The organism is Gilliamella sp. ESL0441, assembly GCF_019469185.1.
In the GTDB taxonomy this organism is placed as follows: domain Bacteria; phylum Pseudomonadota; class Gammaproteobacteria; order Enterobacterales; family Orbaceae; genus Gilliamella.
In genome coordinates, this window is the sequence record NZ_CP048264.1 from 36,031 (window position 1) to 56,715 (window position 20,685).

Genomic DNA, 20,685 nt, shown 5'->3' on the forward strand with positions numbered 1-20,685 from the left:
AAATGAAAAAGAAATTTAAATTATCTTTTACTATTTTTATGCTCGCAATTTGTTCATCCGCATCTGCTGAGATGCCTTTTCCTATTCCAGCTATTCCCCAATTAAATGCTGAATCTTATATTTTAATGGATGCTAAATCAGGCGAAATTTTAGCGGAATATAACGCTGAACAACAACGTGACCCTGCAAGTCTTACCAAAATGATGACCAGCTATGTAGTTGGTCAAGCTTTACAAACAGGTCGCATCAAAAATGATGATATGGTTGTGGTCAGTAAAGATGCTTGGGCTATGGGAAATCCTACACTAAAAGGATCTTCATTAATGTTTTTGGAAGTGGGTAAGACTGTATCTGTGTCAGATCTTAATAAAGGAATAATTATACAATCTGGCAATGATGCTTGTATTGCAATGGCTGAACATATTGCAGGTAGCCAAGGTGCCTTTGTAAATTTAATGAATGACTATGCTAAAAAAATAGGCTTGGGACATACTCATTTCGAAACCGTACATGGACTTGATGCACCGGGACAATATACTACCGCTAAAGATATGGTGTTATTAGGTCGTGCACTGATTCGTGATTTACCTGATGAATATGCGATCTATAAAGAAAAAGAATTTACTTATAATCTTTCTAAACCACAAATGAATCGTAATGGCTTACTTTGGGATAAAACATTAAATGTCGATGGGATTAAAACTGGCCATACCAGTGCGGCTGGTTATAATTTAGTCGCTTCAGCAGTAGATGGTAATACACGTTTAATTTCGGCTGTTTTAGGTGGACGAACTTACAAAGGGCGCGAAGAAGAAAGTAAGAAATTACTGGTTTGGGGTTTCCGTTTTTTTGAAACAGCTAATCCAATAAAAGAGAATACGCCGTTAGTGACCAAATCAATTTGGTATGGAGAAGAAAATAAAATTCAATTAGGTGCCATTGACGGGGCCTATGTCACGGTTCCAAAAGGGCGCTCTGCGGATATTCAAGTTCAATATTCAATAACTAATTATATTTATGCCCCAATAGCTAAAGGAACAACTGTTGGTAAAATACAATTCATGTTAGATGGAAAAGTCATCAATGAGCAACCTTTAGTTGCATTACAAAATGTTGCAGAAACAGGATTCTTTGGTGGATTATGGGATTGGATTGAGTTGCAGGTATATAAGCTATTTAACTAATTTTTTATTGTGAAAGTTTTGCAAGCATAGCTTGCAAAACAATTCTCTTTTAATATTTTTAATCTAGCCCATCATCGCTATTCTAAAAAAAATTTTATTCCCTTCTTTCTTTTTTTAACCTCAACCTAAATAAAATCTATTTTTCAGATGTTTATAAAAAACTTGTAAAGACCGATAAAATTAGGTAACTTGTAAAACAGTTATGATTATCGTAATTGATAATTTAAAATAAAAATATTAGGTTATAAAAATCACAATATTGATCAATATTAAGAGATAGTTTATTGAAAGCTGATTAGTAATTTCTACCTGATAAAACGATTTCTAATAAAACAATATTTAAGAAAAGCATTGAAAAATATAAATAAAATGCTTAAAGTCTGAAAAATAAGGAAGGGAAAGGAGTAAAATTTGTCTAAAAAATTAACCAATCTTGCCAATAAAATTGGTACAGATTTAATAAACGGATTAACTTCTAATATAACAAGCCACAATCGTTATACTTTGACAGTCGATGAACTTGATTCGCCTATTTCGGTTTTTTCAGTGGAAGGTCAGGAGCAGTTAAGCCAGCTCTGGCACTATACCATCACATTTACCAGTATAGATAAATCATTATCTGTTGAGAGTTTTCTCAACAAATCAGCATCATTTTCATTTAATCCGATAGCAAACGATGCATTAAGTGCAGCGATACGTGCCTTAGGTGATTTTTTGCCGGAGGGTGAATCCCGAAAAATTTATGGCATTATCACCCATTTCAGTCAATTATCGGTTAATAAAGACGAAGCGCATTATCAGATTGTGTTAACGCCAAGATTAGCGAGACTGGGACTCAACCGAAATAATGCAATATTTCAAAATCAAAATGTTGTCAGTGTGATAGAAGAGGTACTCAGAAGCCATGAATTTAGTGGCGTCGATTATCGGCTGGAGCTGAAAGAGCAATACCCGTTAAGGGAGTTTATCACGCAATGGCAGGAAAGCGACCTGGAATTTATCCAAAGATTGATGGCAGATGTAGGCATCTGGTTTCGATTTGAAAGTCACAACGAGCACGATTGTGATGTGCTGATAATCAGTGATTATGAACAAGGTTTCAAACAGGTTGCAAATCTTGATTATAACTTACCGAGTAATTTGCAGGACGGAGGAATGGAGAGTGTGTGGGATATCACACTGCACAGTCAACTGGTGGAATCATCGGTTATCGTACAGGATTATAATTACCGGGAAGCGAAGGAAAATTTACTGGGAGAAGAAAACACCCAACCCAATGACATGACCACTTACGGAACGGACTATCGTTATGGAGAGCACTATAAACGACTGGATGCAGGCGTGGGGAATGGTAATACTCAGAATGAAGATACCGAAAATGACGTAGAGTCAAACGATAATGGCGGTAGCGAAAGTGACATTACAGAAAGTGGTAAATGGTATGCGCGTATCCGCCATGAGCATGCAATCAGTAAAAAAATAATCATTCGAGGAAAAACCAACAGTTATAACCTTGTTCCGGGTCAACATGTCTGTATAAATCAAAATCCGCTGGTAGATGTTGAAGAAGGCATCATCATATTAAGTGTCGAGGGACAAGGCAGTCGCTCAGAAGCGTATGAACTGAGCTTTACGGCAATTGCTTATGAGGTATTAAAACCTTACCGTCCGGCTCCGATAGCGTGGCCACAAGTCGGGGGGACATTGCCGGCACGGGTGACCAGTCCGGACAATGATACATACGGTTATATTGATGCCTATGGACGCTATCGGGTTAAATTTAATTTCGACTTGAAAGAGTGGAAAAAAGGTGAAGAGAGTTTATGGGTTAGACTGGCAAGACCGTATGCGGGAAGCAATTATGGATTTCACTTTCCATTAATTGACGGTACAGAAGTTGCGATTGCGTTTATGGACGGCAATCCGGACAGACCTTATATCGCTCATGCGATGCATGACAGCGCACATCCAGACCCGGTGAGCACGATAAATAAACATCGAAATGTAATTCGCACGCCGGCCAACAACAAATTGCGGATGGATGACAAACGGGGTCAGGAGCATATCAAGCTGGCGACTGAATACGGCAAAACCCAGTTAAATATAGGTCACTTAGTTAACCGAAATAAAGAAGGTCGGGGTGAAGGTTTTGAGCTTCGTACCGATGAATGGGGTGCTATAGCCGCAGAAAAAGGGTTATACCTGACCACACAAACAACGCCGAAAGCGCAAGGCAAACAGCTGGACATGCAAGGTGCAATAGCGCAGTTAGAAAATGCACTGTCGATAGCCAAAGCGTTACAGGATGCGGCAAGCCAATCAGAAGCCCACGGAGCCGATACGGAGAGTCAGGACAAGCTAAAAACAAATCTAACGGCATTAAGTCAGAGTGGAATTTTAGCCTATGCTCAGGAAGGGATAGCATTAACCAGTCCGGAAAATATTCAATTATCAACGGGCAACAGCTTTTCGGTAGTAGCTGAAAAGCAGACAGATATAACGGCGTTAAAAAATATCACAGTGTCTTCGGGCGAGGCGATAGGATTATTTGCCCATAAATCGGGGATGAAGCTTTTTGCCAATCAGGGAGATATTGATGTACAGGCACAGGATGCGAACCTGAATATAGCGGCTAAAGACGATATCAAAATTGACAGTGTAGATGGCGAGTTGACTGTAACGGCCAGTAAACAACTGACCTTAATCTGCGGAGGGTCATATATCAAAATTAGCAGCAAAGGGATAGAGCTGGGTACATCAGATAATATCTATCTAAAATGTAATGCGATGCAAAAAATGGGCCCGGCGAGTAATGATTTATCCGCTAAATTGACTAACAATAATAAAGAACTTGAGTTATTACTGAAAAAATTTATTACGTTTAACTCAAAAGGTTTTTCGGATTAAGGAAATAAAACAATGACAATAAAAACAATAACTAACTTTATTCTTCCTATTTGTAAAGAGCAAATCAGTCAAGATGCTTGTTATAAAGGATTATCTGAAGCAGAGAGTGGCTTTTTTCCATTTAGTGAAGATGGAATATGGCATGGTGGCATTCATATCGATGAGCCTGTATTAAATAAAATAGGTAATGATGACAAACTATGGTGTATGGCAAATGGTGAAGTTATTGCCTATCGTATTGATGATGTATATCCTAAAATTGTGTACAAAGATAATGAGGAACAAGAAGGCATTACAAAAACACAAAAAGTAGCCTATTTTTCAAGGAGTTTTACATTAGTTCGTCATTATTTACAAATGCCTAAAATTCCTGATTCAACCGAGGCTCCACCAGCAATAACTTTATACAGTTTATATATGCATCAGCTTGATTGGTATGGATATCAGCAAAAACAAAAAGAAAATAGTAATTTTGTAATCTATCCAAATTATTGGCAAGCAGCTGCAGGTAAAGTTAACGAAGAAAAAGCAGAAGTAATTAAAGGTAGTGTAATAAGAAAAAAAGGAAGCAAAACGGAAGTAGTCGGTTTATTGCTAAAAGGCAGTAAAATCCGGTTAGGCGAGCAAAAAAAAGGGCAACCGGGTTGGTATAAGATTGTATCAATCACTCAAGGTACCTTAGTGACTTCAAGCGGATTTAAAACTGAATTGGGGGATATAGAAGGTTATGTTTGGTATCAGGATATCGGTAAAACGGCATCAGATCGACCAACAGGAAAAACAGCAGATGCCAACAAAGACTATGAAATCTGTCGGGAAGATAATAAAAAGATAGGTAAACCTGAAACAGAGGTCAAAGGTATAACGGTATATGAATCGGCTAATGATAAACAAAAATTAACGTATTTACCTAAAACGGCTACGTTTGAATTTGATAGTCATGAAAATGGCTATGCCAAAATTAAAAAAATTAGTGGTTGTGTTATCCCTTCTAGCTTAAAAGTTGAAAATGGTAGCCAAGATTCAACTCATAAAGGCTATGTCAAATTATCCTCGTTGACGTTAACAGCGCTAAAACCAGAAAAATTAGATGAAGTTGTGGTATTAAAACAGCCAGTTCCGATTGAAAAGGGTGATTTTATTGGTTATATAGGTAATAACGTCAGCCAAAGCCAACGTTTTGATGAAGCGATAAAATCACCATTATCAACAATGAAACGCCCATCAGATTATGATTTACCGCCATTAGTACACATTGAATTATTCACCTGTGAAGATTTGCCCGCGTTTATTAATAAAACACAAGCCTTAGCTGACAAGTTACCCGATCGAGAAAAAACGATCATTTTAGTTGAAAAAGGGGCAAATTTAATTCAAGCTTCAAAACCCGATGGATTTTTATATAAAGGTTTGACGGTAAAGTTCATTGGTAATGCGCATTATCACTATGTAAAAGTTAAACTTGAATATACGCTAAATACGTCACCACTGACTTTTGATTCCTCTAGAGTTGTGTGGAGCAAAAAGAAATTTTCTTTCGATAATAATATTTTTAATGTTATTGAAACGATAAATAGAAATCGTTCTAAAAACGATAATGAAGTCGTAAAGTATCGTTTAAGAAGTGAAGAAAAAAAGAACTTAATAATAATTTACCAATATACCTATCCTCAATTAAAAGAAGAGGATATTCCAGATGAAGTTGAACTAATATGTGAACTCCCGCCTCCTATTAAGGATAACCCTTTTGAGCTTGAACGCTACAAGTTTTGGCCTAATATACGTTTTTGCGTTGAGGATAATCATTTTTGGATAGCATCGAAAGACGTACTCCATTTGCATGGGCAAGATGGGCAACTTAATAGTAAGATAGATTATTGGAAAGAATTCCCGATATCATCCGAAAATCTAAAATTAGCGACAATCTACAATACAGTATATTATCCGCGCACAGTATCCCTAAATGCATCCTCAGTCGATGAAAGCATGGTAGCAGTAAATGATACTGATACGGATTCAGTTTGGATGTATATTCAGGCAGGAAATGAGCAAGGCATACCGATACAAGGTTGGATTAATACTAAAAAAGATGCTCAACCACATATAAAACTCGTCACGCCATGGCATTGGGCTGGTTTTAATACCGTCGAAGAAAAAGCAACGGTAGGCAAGTTATCTAAAAAGCTAAGCAAGAATAAAGCTGCAACACTGGATTTAGCCGACTATACTCCATTAATGTCAGAATTACATCGAGTTATCACTGAATCCTCGCTATATTCAGTGCAAGGAAAAAAATCATTACCACCATTGACCAAAGAGTATCTAAAAGCTGCATTACGGACAAGTTGGACAGCAGAACAGATTGGGCACCTGTTAGTAAAATATGAAAGTGAATGGTATGCGGATGAAGCGCTAACCAAATGGAATGAAATAGATGACCAGTTTGAAGGAGAAAAAGAAGAAAAGAAAGCGCTTATATCCAAATCGTTAGATGTATTAGGTATAACCAAAGCGCATGAGCGAAAATTTGCTTTTGAAAAATTAGAAGAAGAGTACAAGCTTATTAAAACAAACTGGCAAATTGAAAAAGAACAACGCATAAAGCCATCGTTATGGTGGAAAGAAGTCGCCAAAGCACAAGCATCCCAAACCGAAAGTGGTAGCCAAACGGATACCAACACCCCAAAACCAACCAACCTATCAACAGACGGCAAAGCTTGGTTTATTCACCCAGTAGCAATGGTGGATTATTTTGTAGGAAACGATGTTCTTTTTAGAAAAGGCAATAAAGATGAAATAATTCGAGAAATCAATATCCGTCTTGCCGGTTTTGGTGGCAATGTTCCGACTGATGAGTTTACAGAAAGAACAGAAAACATGATCAAACAGTTTCAACGTGATTATATGAAAGTTGAAGAAACGGGTGTTGTTGATATGGAAGTAATTGAAGCGATTGATAAGTTTCAAGAGGAATATCCAATAGAAACATATTTTGCTCAAGCTAAGTGTAAATGTTCAACATACGATTTAAAAAAAGTTGAGATTAAAGCATGTGGAGGATTTGGGCTTGGGAGGTATTCTGAGCAAAAACAGAAGGAAGATCCTAAAGAAAAGAAAAGAAAATATGAATATCCCGGATTACATAGAACGTTATTTTGGGTATTAAGAGCCTGGAAATTTTATTTAGCACACTTTGATCAACGAAATATGGAAATTGAAAAAGTTGAATCCGGATACCGCTGTTGGAGGGATAATAAATTTCATAATGACAGACAAACCACGAATCATATGGGAAAAGCGCTAGATATTCATATGGTTTACAATAATTCAAAAATCACAACAGCTAATTTATGTGATGATGCAAGAGAAGTGATGATTAAGTATTGCGATGCTCATTACAGATGGGCTACCCCAAATTTTGTTTCTTTAGAGCCAGGAAATCGAGTAAAAATATCTACAGATAAAGCTGTAGCACCAACATGGGTACATTTTGATGTCAGAAGTTTTGAATTAGTTTATTTGAAAGATGAATACTTTGCTCAAAGCGTTGAACAAGTCAATGGCATATCAATGCAAACATTAATCACTAATAAAGGTTAACAATATGCAACAAAGTAATTACTATTTTGTATTATTTTCTCTATTATTAAATTTAATCGTATCATCAGCGATAGCTGATGAAAAAAAAGCGCCAGATAATTGGGGAATTATTTATGATATTAGTGATTCATTAGTAAATGAAACAACGATTGATTTTGATATAAAATTACGTGGTAATAAATTTTATTTCAATAATCAGTCGTTTTTGATTAAACGTAATACGATGCCTGCAGAAGATTTTTTTGTAAGCAATAATATAGAAAAAACATATTTTGCTTTAAAAAAACAGCAAGCATTATTAGAATATAATTATAATATTAAATTAAAAGATAATATTACTTATCTTCAATTTGATAAAAATATTGATAATAGCCTATTAAAACAGTATGTAACACAAAATCGGCAGGCCTTATTATTGGATGATATGTTGCTTCTGTTTGGAAAAAACGGTAAACCAGTATTTTATTCAAAACCTTATTTTGAAAAAGAATTTATTCAACAAATCCCTGAGTTACCCACAATCAATGTTCCGTTTAATGCAAACGATGCTTTTGTGCTATATCGAGATGATGTATTAAAACCGTTATCCATTCATTTTAAAAATTTTTTAGATATTCCTTGGTTTGCAACAGATATATCCGGAGCAAAGTATCCTTCTATTTCACCTACTATAAATCCAATATTTATTGATGTAGGTTGGGATAGTGGTGAGACGGATTCATATTTATATCTGTTTTCTAATGATTATAAGGTTCTAGATAAACTGGTGTTATTTGATTATCGGACTACAACTCGAGGCGGTCCAGGTGGTGATGGACAACCTGTTGGTTATCGTTATTTTACCATAGACAAAAACTATTTTATTGAGCGTCGCCAACGTTTTGAAGATGAAACAATAGAAGTACAACATTTTCAAGTGACAAAAGAAGGGAAGTTTCAAGAATTACCTGTCACTTCAAATTGCTACAGTGAATTAGCGGTTAAAGATAACAAAACACATTCAACAAAAAGCCTTTTACTAACTAATAAACAAGCAAATAATTATATGCGCTTTAAGAAAATTACATTCGATGAACTTGATGATATCACACTAACCTTAAATCCTGCTGATAAAAAGGTTTGTGTTAATTATCAACAAGCCTATTCATTCACCTTTGGTAAAGCGAAGTCAAAACAGTTATTTGGTAATGAAAAACTTTATCAACAGCAAGTCGAGAATTTTAAAGAATTTAATATAGATATTAGTGACGAGTTGGAATATATCGTATTTGACAATATCGACAAATCACCATTAGCTAAATTTCTACTAAATGGAAATAAAGCGATTTATATGAACGAAATGCTCTTTATTGTGGGTGAAGATTATCTCGCAGCCTACAGGCAGCCTACAGAAACTGAATTAACCTATCAAGAAATGAATTAGGATTAAGGTTAACAATATGCAACAAAGTAATTACTATTTTGTATTATTTTCTCTATTATTAAATTTAATCGTATCATCAGCGATAGCTGATGAAAAAAAAGCGCCAGATAATTGGGGAATTATTTATGGTATTAGTGATACATTGGTAGATGAAACAACGATTGATTTTGATATAAAATTACGTGGTAATAAATTTTATTTTAATAATCAGTCGTTTTTGATTAAACGTAATACGATGCCTGCAGAAGATTTTTTTGTAAGCAATAATATAGAAAAAACATATTTTTCTTTAAAAGAGCGGCAAGCATTATTAGAGTATAATTATAATATTAAATTAAAAGATAATATTACTTATCTTCAATTTGATAAAAATATTGATAATAGCCTATTAAAACAGTATGTAACACAAAATCGGCAGGCCTTATTATTGGATGATATGCTGGTTTTGTTTGGAAAAAATGGTAAGCCGGTATTTTATTCAAGACCTTATTTTGAAAAAGAATTTATTAAACAAGTTCCTCCGTTAGCCACAATCAATGTTCCGTTTAATGCAAACGATGCTTTTGTGCTATATCGAGACCACGTATTAAAACCGTTATCCATTCATTTTAAAAATTTTTTAGATCTTCCTTGGTTTGCAACAGATATATCCGGAGCAAAGTATCCTTCTATTTCACCGATTATAAATCCAATATTAATTGATGTAGGTTGGGATAGTGGTGATATTGATTCCTATTTATATCTGTTTTCTAATGATTATAAGGTTCTAGATAAACTGGTGTTATTTGGTTATCGGACTACAACTCGAGGCGGTCCAGGCGGTAGCGGTTACACGGTTGGTTATCATTATTTTACCATTGACAAAAACTATTTTATTGAGCGTCGCCAACGTTTTGAAGATGAAACAATAGAAGTACAACATTTTCAAGTGACAAAAGAAGGGAAGTTTCAAGAGTTACCTGTCACGTCAAATTGCTACAGTGAATTAGCGGTTAAAGATAACAAAACACATTCAACAAAAAGCCTTTTACTAACCGATAAACAAGCAAATAATTATATGCGCTTTGAAAGTAACAAATTCATTGAACTTTATGATATCACACTAACCTTAAATCCTGCTGATAAAAAGCTTTGTGTTAATTATCAACAAGCCTATTCATTCACCTTTGGTAAAGCGAAATCAAAACAGTTATTTGGTAACGAAAAAATTTATCAACAACAAGTCGAAAATTTTAAAAAATTTAATATAGATATTAGTAACGAGTTGGAATATATCACATTTGACAATATCGACAAATCACCATTAGCTAAATATCTACTAAATGGAAATAAAGCGATTTATATGAACGAAATGCTCTTTATTGTGGGTGAAAATTATCTCGCAGCCTACAGGCAACCTACAGAAACTGAATTAACCTATCAAGAAATGGTGGATGATGATTAAAGTAATAAATATTTACCTATTAAAAGGTAAAAACAAGTCAAAAAGAGTTAATTAAACAATAAAAGAAGATGCGATTAATTAAGTGTTAAGCTAAATAAAATGTGGAAGAAAGGCAACATAAATGGAATGAGCGAAGAAAATTTTGAAGAAAAAAGGCGACAGCAAAAAATTTTCATAACAAAAGAATTGGATGAACTATGTATAGCCAAAGAAAACAAGCTTGTTAAAACAAACTGGCAAGTAGAAAAAGAACAACGCATAAAGCCATCGTTATGGTGGAAAGAAGTCGCCAAAGCTCAAGCATCCCAAACCGAAAGTGGTAGCCAAACGGATACCAACACCCCAAAACCAACCAACCTATCAACAGACGGCAAAGCTTGGTTTATTCACCCAGTAGCAATGGTGGATTATTTTGTAGGAAACGATGTTCTTTTTAGAAAAGGCGATAAAGATGAAATAATTCGAGAAATCAATATTCGTCTTGCCGGTTTTGGTGGCAATGTTCCGACTGATGAGTTTACGGAAAGAACAGAAAACATGATTAAACAGTTTCAACGTGATTATATGAAAGTTGAAGAAACGGGAGTTGTTGATATTCCAGTAATTGAAGCGATTGATAAGTTTCAAGAGGAATATGCTATTAGTGCAAATGTATGGTCACAACTGAAATGTAAATGTAGTCCTAATAAATGTAGTGGATTTGGAAATGGGTTAGGAAAAAATACTTCGCCAGAAAGGTCTAATACTTATGAATATCCAGGTATACATAGATCATTGTTATTTGGATTGTGTGGATTAAGTTTTTATTTAGGTAGACAAGATGTTTATAAATTTAGATTAATTTCATCAGGTTATCGTTGTAGCCAGCATTCAGAAGGGAAAATAACTACAAATCATAGAGGAAAAGCGATAGATATTCAATTTTACAAAGAAAATTGGGCTATTGCTGGTAAAAATAAAAAAAATATTGAGCCCTTAATATATATTCGTGATAACTTTTTTAAAACTTATCTTAATTCACAAGACGATTGGAAAGATAAAAATCTTTTTACGACAGAGCCAATAGGTTTGGATTCTAAAGGCAACTCTATATCTGGATTTACCTATAGTTGGATTCATATGGATGTTAGATCATTTGAAAAACAATACTTATTAGATGAATACTTTTGTACTAATGCGACCATTTTGAATGGAGAAAAATTAATCACAATTATAAAGAAAGAAGTTAAATGATATAAATTATAGGGGAGAATAATGCGAAAAATATTAAACAGTTTTGTCGTTTTATGTTTTGGATGCTTTTTTTCGTTAGTGGTAGGTGCTAGTCAAATAAAAAACAATCAAAATATTTCAGCAGAATCAAATAGTATAGAATGGCAATTAGTCAATATTGATTATATGTCTGATCATACAATTCAAATTGAAAAATTATTAAAATCAATGAATAAATCAAAAGAAATATTTCTTAAAAGCTCCAATAATAAATTAATTATAAATGAAAGTAATGTAATTGGAATACAAAGAACAACTAATGATTTATCACCAATAGCCCAGAGATTACTACTAGGAGAATTAAATCGTCTAAAATTAACAAATAACCTTTCAGAAAGCCAATATTTTACGTTATTAACTTTGCCTAAGCTATATAATTTGAACAAATCATTAGTAATTATTTCAGGTTATCTGTTTTTATTTAGTAATGATGAGTTTATTATGACTTTTAAGGATAAACAACAGATTAATAAAGAGTTTACAAAATTATATAACAAATTAAATACAGCTAAACTACCTTTAGCCAATCGTTATTGGCCTCCTGAAGAAAATGATGGTTTTTTACCTATACCTGATGAGTTAAATTATTTTTTCAAAGGAGTAATTAATGATGAAGATCTTCAGGCAATTAAACTGACAGAATACAAAAATATCAGATTAATATTGTTATTTTCAAGTAATAGAGCAGGGTCTCCCAAATTGTCCATAATAAGCCTTACTGATAGTTTAGATATAATTGATAGATTAGAATTAGGTGAAGAGAGTGAATTAGAAGATGGTGTAGTATGGATTGAATATGAAATAGATAAAGACTTTCTTATAACAATTTCTGAAACAGAGCATGTTTATAATAAACCCTCTAAATTAATTCATAAGACTAACTATAAAATTAATGATCAAGGAACCTTTGTTAAGGTTAAATAAATTCAATGATAAGTCAATGATTGTTGCTGAATATGAAAACCTAAATAATAAATATTGAAGAGTGTTGGTTAAAAATTAGAGGAACTAATAATATGCATGGGTTTTATCTTTCTTTAATTAAAAAAAATATAATGTTAATAAGAATCATATGGTTATTATGTGTTTTCTTTAATTTTTCTAATGTTCATGCTAAAGATATTGAGCAACCTTACTGGATTTTAGATGAATATGTTGAAAATTATAACCAAATGAACAAAAATAATTATAACTTTGATTATTTAAACAATTTTAGAGTTAAATTAGTTAATAACATCATTTATATTAATGATGATCAATATAATGTTAGTGTACGTCAGACATCGGATATATCCCAATTACTGACAAAAGACCTAATAGAAAAACCAATCATCAACGAATTTATTTTACCAACAGGGGAGATAAATTATTTACAATTTGAGGATGTTTTAGACAGTAATTTAGCTAAATTATTATTACCAAAAGGCAGATTGATTTTAGGCAAAGAACAGTTGTTAATTATAAATGAATCTTTAGTTGCGTCTTTTTTAAAACCTAAAGACAAAAATTCATTTCTAACATTAGCTAATAAATTTCCCGCATTAGATTTACCAATTAATTCTCAAAGCTCAACAGATTTTATTAAGGATGGGAATTATCACAATTATCCTCAAAATATATCAAGAAGTTATCTACACTATTTAAAATTATTTGATGACAATAGTTTATATGAACAGTTAAATAATTACTTAACTAATTTGAATGGAATAAAATTACCAACAATAAATAATGTAATAAATCCTATTTTAATCAGTGGTACACAAGAGAATGAAGAGAAAATAGTTTATCTTCACCTTTTCTCTAAACAATTTAATTTTTTAGATAAAATTATATTATCTTCTCGAATCGGTATGACAAGAGAAAATTCTGCAACAGGTGATTTGCCAATCGGATTTATTTATTACAATATTGATAAAAACTATTTTATTGAGCGTCGCCAACGTTTTGAAGATGAAACAATAGAAGTACAACATTTTCAAGTGACAAAAGAAGGGAAGTTTCAAGAGTTACCTGTTACGTCAAATTGCTACAGTGAATTAGCGGTTAAAGATAACAAAACACATTCAACAAAAAGCCTTTTACTAACTAGTCAACAAGCAAATAATTATATGCGATTTAAGCAAATTACATTCGATGAACTTGATGATGTCACACTAACCTTAAATCCTGCTGATAAAAAGCTTTGTGTTAATTATCAACAAGCTTATTCATTCACCATTGGTAAAGCGAAGTCAAAACAGTTATTTGGTAATGAAAAACTTTATCAACAGCAAGTCGAGAATTTTAAAGAATTTAATATAGATATTAGTGACGAGTTGGAATATATCACATTTAACAATATCGACAAATCGCCATTAGCTAAATATCTACTCAATGGAAATAAAGCGATTTATATGAACGAAATACTCTTTATTGTGGGTGAAAATTATTTCGCAGCCTACAGACAGCCTACAGAAAGTGAATTAACCTATCAAGAAATGAATTAGGATTAATGTAATAAAGATTTTCTTATTAAAAGTTTATGCGGTTTTGTCATATTAAAAGGTAAAAACAAGTCAAAAAGAGTTAATTAAACAATAAAAGAAGATACGATTAACTAAATGTTAAGCTAAATAAAATGTGGAAGAAAGGCAATATAAATGGAATGAGCGAAGAAATGTTAGAAGAAAAAAGGCAACAGCAAAAAATTTTCATAACAAAAGAATTGGATGAACTATGTGTAGCCAAAGAAAACAAGCATGTAAAAACATACTGGCAAATTGAAAAAGAACAACGCATAAAGCCATCGTTATGGTGGAAAGAAGTTTTCAAAGCTCAAGCATCCCAAACCGAAAGTGAATTAACCTATCGAGAAATAAATTATGATTAAAGTAATAAAATAAGATGCGATTAACTAAGTGTTAGGCTAAATAAAATGTGGAAGAAAGGCAACATAAATGGAATGAGCGAAGAAATGTTAGAAGAAAAAAGGCAACAGCAAAAAATTTTCATAACAAAAGAATTGGAAGAACTATGTGTAGCTAAAGAAAACAAGCTTGTTAAAACAAACTGGCAAATTGAAAAAGAACAACGCATAAAGACGTTGTTATGGTGGAAAGAAGTCGCCAAAGCTCAGGCATCCCAGATCGAAAGTGGCAGCCAAACGGATACCACCTCCCCAAAAGTATTATTAGTAATTAATGGGGAGTAAACTTATGAAAAAGAAATATTTTTTTATTTATTTGTTATTTTCAATAATTTCTTTTTTTACTTATGCGCAAGAACCGTATATAGAAAAAGATTCAAATAAAATTTTCCGTCACAATAACAAAAATGTTTGTTTTGTAAAAAGTGAAGATCGTTTACCATTAAATAAAAGTCATAGAAATTCAAAGTATAAGCAAACAAATATGGAAAGTTGTCAAGTTGAAGATTTGGAATTATGGAATTGTGAAATAGATTTTCGTTATATACCTTTACCATCAAAAAATAATATAGATATGTTATTGGTACCAATGGATTGTGGCGATTTCCCGTATAGGTTATATTTAATAACAATAAAAGATCATCAAATCCGCTCAGAATTATATGTTGAAGGAGAGTGGTATGAACCAGGATACAATGAAGATATGATTGAGAAAACGCATTTTAGCATCTCAAAAGATTTTATCATTACCGTTACAACAGAATATGATAATAAGTTAACAATTAAGCATTACTATTTAAACGATAATGGATACATTGAAGAAAAAAACAATAATAATTAAATAAACAATAAAACAAACCTCAAAAAAAGCTCAAGATAATAATAAATGTGTTTCTGGGGGTAAGTAAAGTTAAAGTAAATTGTATTTTTTTCTTTACTCAAAATCAGGAAAACAGGAATTAGATCAATAAAGAAGAGAAAATAAGCATTCTCCTGCTGATTATAAAGATGCACTTGAAAAGAATTTATCACCGAAACAACTTTAGAAAGTTAATTAACGCTTAACTACCTAAGTTAGTATGAAAGCAACAAATCTAATTTTTTAACGAGTAAGATCATAATATTAATAAAGCCAATGTTTTTATTTCTTGATGGAAAAAATACTTAAAAACCTCATAAAATTTGCCCAATTTTTTACATTTTTAATGTGATTTTTTTAAAGTACAACATTATTCTTTCCATATTATAAAAAATAACGCTAGTAAATTTTATCTAAATATGGTATAAAACGCGCGCTACTTTTCACATTCATTTTTCAAAAAAATCGTTGTGAAAGTCAGCACAAATTTTAAACTTTAATTAACGTTATAACACACACATATCATTACTCTTTTCCGGGGTGCCTTTTGTTTTATGCAATAAGGTCGGTTAAAGCGGATATGTGGAGGCATAACCCCAACGTCAAAATGAGGAAATCATGACTACAGTATCAATGCGCGATATGTTACAAGCAGGTGTACACTTTGGACACCAAACCCGTTATTGGAACCCAAAAATGAAACCATTTATTTTTGGTGCGCGTAACAAAGTTCACATTATCAACCTTGAAAAAACAGTACCAATGTTTAACGAAGCGTTAGCTGAATTAAACAAAGTGGCTGCACGTAAAGGTAAAATTTTATTTGTTGGTACAAAACGAGCAGCAAGCGAAGCGATTAAACAAGCCGCTGAAAGCTGTGGACAATACTATGTTAATCACCGTTGGTTAGGTGGTATGTTGACTAACTGGAAAACAGTACGTCAATCAATCAAACGTCTTAAAGATTTAGAAACACAAGCTAGTGATGGTACATTTGACAAATTAACCAAAAAAGAAGCACTAATGCGTGCTCGTGAAATGGCTAAATTAGAAAATAGCTTGGGTGGAATTAAAAATATGGGTGGCTTACCCGATGTGATTTTTGTTATTGGCGCAGACCATGAACATATCGCTATCAAAGAAGCTAACAATTTAGGTATTCCAGTCGTTGCTGTTGTTGATACCAACTCAGATCCAGATGGTATTGATTACATCGTTCCAGGTAATGATGACGCAATTCGTGCAATTCAATTATATGCAAATGCAGTTGCGGAAGCCGTTCGTGCTGGTCGTGAACAAAATCAATCTCCAGTATCTGAAGAAAGCTTTGTTGAAGAAGCTCCAGCAGCAGAGTAATAAACTCAAATATTTTCAGGGTCGATAATATAAATAATCGACCCATTCTAATGAAAATCATCACAATGGTTAAATAGAGGATTTAAAAATGGCTGAAGTTACCGCTTCTATGGTAAAAGAACTGCGTGAAAGAACTGGCGCAGGTATGATGGAATGTAAAAAAGCATTAGTTGAAGCAAATGGTGATATCGAAGTTGCTATCGACAATATGCGTAAATCAGGTCAAGCAAAAGCGGCTAAAAAAGCAGGTCGTGTAGCGGCTGAAGGTGTAATTATTTCTAAGATTTCTGCGGATAAAAAATCGGGTGTAATTTTAGAAATCAACTGCGAAACAGACTTTGTTGCTAAAGATGCAGGTTTCTTAGAGTTTAGCGAAAAAGTTGCTACTGCAGCATTGAACGATAGCATTACTGATCTTGCTGCGTTACAAGCAAAATTTGAAGAAGAACGTACAGCACTAGTTGCAAAAATCGGTGAAAACATCGGTATTCGTCGTATTCAACAAATTTCAGGTGATGTAGTTGGTAGTTACCAACATGGTGCACGTATCGGTGTATTAGTTGCTGCAAACAGTGGTTGTGATGAAGAATTAGTTAAACATATTGCAATGCACATTGCTGCAAGCAAACCAGAATATGTTAGCCCAAGCGATGTTCCAGCTGATGTTGTTGAACATGAGCGCAATATTCAAATCGAAATTGCAATGCAATCAGGTAAACCACGTGAAATCGCTGAAAAAATGGTTGAAGGCCGTATGCGTAAATTTACTGGTGAAGTTTCACTTACTGGTCAACCATTTGTTATGGATCCAAGTAAGACTGTTGGTGATTTACTGGCTGAGAAAAAAGCGACTGTTGCTTCTTTCATCCGTTTTGAAGTGGGTGAAGGCATTGAAAAAGTGGAAGTTGATTTTGCAGCCGAAGTTGCTGCGATGTCGAAACAATCTTAATTGTTTCGTAAAAAACCGCCGTCAAGGCGGTTTTGTTTATCTACAAATTTTTTTAAATTATTGCTAGCTAGCCATTTTTAGCTTGTCAGGTAATTAAATAACGAAATAGTGAGACTTCATATGGTAACCCCTTTCTATAAACGTATTCTTCTTAAACTCAGTGGTGAAGCACTACAAGGCGATGAAGGTTTTGGTATTGATCCCACCGTTCTTGACCGCATGGCGCAAGAAATTAAAGAACTTATTGAAATGAATGTTCAAGTTGCTGTTGTTATTGGGGGCGGTAATCTATTTCGTGGAGCTGGTCTTGCAAAAGCCGGTATGAATCGTGTTGTTGGCGATCATATGGGGATGCTAGCAACAGTAATGAATGGTCTTGCAATGCGTGATGCGTTGCATCGAATTGAGGTTAATGCGCGTTTAATGTCAGCTATTCCACTTAATGGAGTATGTGACGATTACCGCTGGACAGAAGCAATTAGCTTGCTTCGTCATGGTAAAGTGGTTATTCTTTCAGCAGGAACAGGTAATCCTTTTTTTACAACTGACTCAGCAGCGTGTTTACGTGGTATCGAAATTGAAGCAGATGTGGTGTTAAAAGCAACAAAAGTTGATGGTGTTTATTCGGCTGATCCTGTTAAAGATCCAAATGCAACACTTTATAAAACATTAAATTATGAAAAAGTGCTTGATGATGAATTAAAAGTAATGGATTTAGCTGCGTTTACGTTAGCACGTGATCATAACCTGCCGATTTGTGTCTTTAACATGAATAAACCAGGTGCATTACGTCGAGTGATTTTAGGTGAACCCGAAGGGACATTAATTAATAATCAGGCAACAGTAAGCTGTTAGTCTTATTTATTCAATATAAGGTTTTTATTATGCTAAATGAGATTCAAAAAGAAGCGCAAGTGCGCATGGAAAAAAGTATAGATGCGTTTCAAACTCATATTTCTAAGATTAGAACAGGACGGGCATCGCCAAACTTATTAGACGGTATTATGGTTGAATATTATGGTAGCCCAACGCCGCTTCGTCAATTAGCAAATGTGGTGGCTGAAGATGCAAGAACATTGGCTATCACCGTATTTGATAAATCATTAACACCAATGATTGAAAAAGCAATTTTATCTTCTGATTTAGGGCTCAATCCAGCGTCGGCAGGTACGGTTATTCGAGTACCATTGCCACCACTAACAGAAGAACGTCGTCGTGATTTAACGAAAATTGTTCGTAACGAAGCAGAACAAGGTCGTGTGTCAATTCGTAATATTCGTCGTGATGCGAATGATCAAGTCAAAGCATTATTAAAAGATAAGCAAATATCAGAAGATGATGAACGTAAATCACAAGATTTTATTCAAAAAGCAACTGACGCAGCCATTAAAAAATTAGATGCTGTACTTGTTGATAAAGAAAAAGAGTTAATGGAATTTTAATTCTTTGTTTGAAAAGCCTAGTTGATTTAACTAGGCTTTTTTTATTTTATTTATATCATTAGCTTTTAAAGTTTTGATTTGCATTTAGTGAATAATGCTTAAATATTCTAAATCCATGGGTAATGTTAGAGTGCGCATTACTTACCCAATTTCTTACCTATCCTATCAACTTATTAAAAATTAGTGTTACTACGCCTGTTAAATTTTTTAGGCAATAAAATTGAATTAATTGTATTAGACGGCAATCGGGCAGTATCCAGATTTGTATTATGAGCAATTTGTTAATTATTTTTCTGGTCAGTTTGAAAACAAAGTAATTACTGCTGATGAACTTTACTTTAAGATTATTAACCTGTTGGAAACTACTGAAGTGTTAACCAAGTATTTTTATTGCTAACAAAATATTGAAATGCATTTGAAAAATACCTGTCAATAATGATATGGAGAAATCACGATTCATTAAAGCTGGGTCTTTATTAAATAATTTTTCTGTTTAAATTGTCTGTAGTTAGCATAGAGTTTTGTTTTTAATTATCATAATTTAAGTATATAATGTTAGGATAATAACATCTATAGTCATATAATGTTATTATCCTAACATTACTAACAATATTTACTAGATATCATTAACAATAATTAAAGGACATTTTATGGGTTATGCAAAGTATATTGATCATACTTTACTCGCAATGAATGCGACTGAAGATCAAATACGTAAATTATGCGAAGAAGCTAAGCAGTACCATTTTTATTCTGTATGTGTTAATTCAGGTTATGTTCCTTTAGTCGCTAGCTTATTAAAAGGTAGTGATGTAAAGGTTTGTTCGGTTGTTGGTTTTCCGCTTGGTGCGATGTTAACATCGGCTAAAGCATTTGAAACCGAAATGGCTGTCAAATCAGGTGCTGAAGAAATCGATATGGTTATCAATGTCGGTTGGCTAAAAAGCAATGATTGGGAAGCAGTGAAAAAGGATATTGAAGCTGTTTTTAAAGCATGCGGTGCAGTTCCGTTAAAAGTCATTTTAGAAACTTGCTTGTTAACTAAAGAAGAAATTGTGAAAGTTTGTGCTATTTGCAAGGAAATTGGTGTTGCTTTTGTAAAAACATCGACTGGTTTTAGTGTATCTGGTGCGACGGTTGAAGATGTAAAATTGATGCGTGAAACAGTCGGTGATAAAATGGGTGTTAAAGCATCAGGTGGCATTAGAGATCGTCAAACGGCTGAAAAAATGGTTTATGCTGGTGCAAATCGATTAGGCGCTAGCGCGGGTATTGCGATTGTATCAGGCGATAAAACTTCCTCTAGCGGTTATTAATTCATCCTTCATAAGCTACTGATACAGT

16 protein-coding genes are annotated in these 20,685 nt (G+C 33.4%); all 16 read left to right on the forward strand.

The window, feature by feature from the left end:
* Positions 1-2: 2 nt before the first annotated feature.
* A complete protein-coding gene (locus GYM75_RS00190) occupies positions 3-1,184 on the forward strand; it encodes a serine hydrolase (protein WP_220216228.1) in 1,182 nt (393 codons plus the stop codon).
* A gap of 411 nt (positions 1,185-1,595) precedes the next feature.
* Positions 1,596-4,091, forward strand: coding sequence for a type VI secretion system Vgr family protein (locus GYM75_RS00195; protein ID WP_220216229.1), 2,496 nt, complete (start codon positions 1,596-1,598; stop codon positions 4,089-4,091).
* A 12-nt stretch (positions 4,092-4,103) separates the two neighbouring features.
* The gene (locus GYM75_RS00200; protein WP_220216230.1) at positions 4,104-7,691 is read left to right on the forward strand and encodes a peptidoglycan-binding protein; all 3,588 of its coding nucleotides are present in this window, start codon (positions 4,104-4,106) and stop codon (positions 7,689-7,691) included.
* Between the two features lie 4 nt (positions 7,692-7,695).
* Entirely contained in the window at positions 7,696-9,114 is a 1,419-nt protein-coding gene (locus tag GYM75_RS00205; RefSeq protein ID WP_220216231.1) for a hypothetical protein, read from the forward strand.
* 16 nt (positions 9,115-9,130) lie between these two features.
* A complete protein-coding gene (locus GYM75_RS00210) occupies positions 9,131-10,558 on the forward strand; it encodes a hypothetical protein (RefSeq protein ID WP_220216232.1) in 1,428 nt (475 codons plus the stop codon).
* A gap of 99 nt (positions 10,559-10,657) precedes the next feature.
* Positions 10,658-11,791 carry a peptidoglycan-binding protein gene (locus tag GYM75_RS00215; protein ID WP_220216233.1) on the forward strand — a complete coding sequence of 378 codons (1,134 nt, stop codon included), beginning with the start codon at positions 10,658-10,660 and terminating at the stop codon, positions 11,789-11,791.
* A 21-nt stretch (positions 11,792-11,812) separates the two neighbouring features.
* On the forward strand, positions 11,813-12,754 hold the full coding sequence (locus GYM75_RS00220; protein WP_220216234.1) for a hypothetical protein: 942 nt from the start codon (positions 11,813-11,815) through the stop codon (positions 12,752-12,754).
* A 92-nt stretch (positions 12,755-12,846) separates the two neighbouring features.
* Positions 12,847-14,316 carry a hypothetical protein gene (locus GYM75_RS00225; RefSeq protein ID WP_220216235.1) on the forward strand — a complete coding sequence of 490 codons (1,470 nt, stop codon included), beginning with the start codon at positions 12,847-12,849 and terminating at the stop codon, positions 14,314-14,316.
* 131 nt (positions 14,317-14,447) lie between these two features.
* Positions 14,448-14,699 carry a hypothetical protein gene (locus GYM75_RS00230; protein WP_220216236.1) on the forward strand — a complete coding sequence of 84 codons (252 nt, stop codon included), beginning with the start codon at positions 14,448-14,450 and terminating at the stop codon, positions 14,697-14,699.
* A 45-nt stretch (positions 14,700-14,744) separates the two neighbouring features.
* Complete coding sequence (locus tag GYM75_RS00235; protein ID WP_220216237.1) at positions 14,745-15,020, forward strand: hypothetical protein; 276 nt, start codon at positions 14,745-14,747, stop codon at positions 15,018-15,020.
* Positions 15,021-15,024: 4 nt separating this feature from the next.
* Positions 15,025-15,576 (forward strand): hypothetical protein, encoded by a 552-nt coding sequence (locus tag GYM75_RS00240; RefSeq protein WP_220216238.1) that lies wholly within the window; start codon positions 15,025-15,027, stop codon positions 15,574-15,576.
* Between the two features lie 636 nt (positions 15,577-16,212).
* Entirely contained in the window at positions 16,213-16,950 is a 738-nt protein-coding gene (gene rpsB, locus GYM75_RS00245) for a 30S ribosomal protein S2 (protein ID WP_065558472.1), read from the forward strand.
* An 88-nt stretch (positions 16,951-17,038) separates the two neighbouring features.
* Positions 17,039-17,899 carry a translation elongation factor Ts gene (gene tsf, locus GYM75_RS00250; protein ID WP_220216239.1) on the forward strand — a complete coding sequence of 287 codons (861 nt, stop codon included), beginning with the start codon at positions 17,039-17,041 and terminating at the stop codon, positions 17,897-17,899.
* Positions 17,900-18,019: 120 nt separating this feature from the next.
* Positions 18,020-18,754, forward strand: coding sequence for a UMP kinase (gene pyrH / locus GYM75_RS00255; RefSeq protein WP_065633747.1), 735 nt, complete (start codon positions 18,020-18,022; stop codon positions 18,752-18,754).
* A gap of 29 nt (positions 18,755-18,783) precedes the next feature.
* Complete coding sequence (gene frr / locus GYM75_RS00260) at positions 18,784-19,341, forward strand: ribosome recycling factor (RefSeq protein ID WP_065558475.1); 558 nt, start codon at positions 18,784-18,786, stop codon at positions 19,339-19,341.
* A 650-nt stretch (positions 19,342-19,991) separates the two neighbouring features.
* Positions 19,992-20,657 carry a deoxyribose-phosphate aldolase gene (gene deoC, locus GYM75_RS00265; protein ID WP_220216240.1) on the forward strand — a complete coding sequence of 222 codons (666 nt, stop codon included), beginning with the start codon at positions 19,992-19,994 and terminating at the stop codon, positions 20,655-20,657.
* Positions 20,658-20,685 lie beyond the last annotated feature (28 nt).